Source organism: Salinimicrobium oceani (assembly GCF_012037645.1).
Map to the genome: position 1 here is coordinate 1 of NZ_JAAVJR010000208.1, position 625 is coordinate 625.

The following is a 625-nucleotide window of genomic DNA, read 5'->3' on the forward strand; positions in this document are numbered from 1 at the left end:
ATCTGTTCCATATGCAGGGCGATGATCTTTGGCAGTAAGCGTTTGCGGCTTACTGTCAAGATATTTCCATGCGTCCTGCTCTTCCATGATTTTCTGGATGATAAAGGCTGAAGCTCCTCCCGGTACGTCTTCATCAATAATAAGCAATCGGTTGGTTTTCGCCACACTCTTAACAATATCCTGATTGAGGTCAAATGGCAGTAAAGATTGTACATCTATTACCTCTGCATCAATTCCAACTTCCAGGAGTTCCTTCGCGGCCTGCTCTACCAGTCTTAATGTAGATCCATAAGAAACAAGAGTAATGTCTGCTCCCTCTTTTAAAGTTTCAACCACTCCTAAAGCTGTCTTGAATTCTCCCAAATTATTCGGCATTTTCTCCTTGAGACGGTATCCGTTTAGAGATTCAATAACAAGTGCGGGTTCATCGCTTTCCAGCAGCGTATTATAAAATCCGGCGGCTTTGGTCATGTTGCGGGGCACCAATACGTGAATACCACGAATAAGGTTGAGGATTCCACCCATTGGAGAACCGCTGTGCCAGATCCCTTCAAGCCTGTGGCCTCGGGTTCTGATAATAAGCGGAGCCTTTTGTTTTCCTTTTGTTCTGTATTGGAGAGTAGCT

General features: G+C 44.6%; 1 protein-coding gene. It reads right to left on the minus strand.

Going from position 1 to position 625, the window contains the following annotated elements; translation table 11 throughout:
* A partial coding sequence (locus HC175_RS16300) for an alpha-ketoacid dehydrogenase subunit beta (protein ID WP_317172340.1) occupies positions 1 to 625 on the minus strand: 625 nt, incomplete at both ends.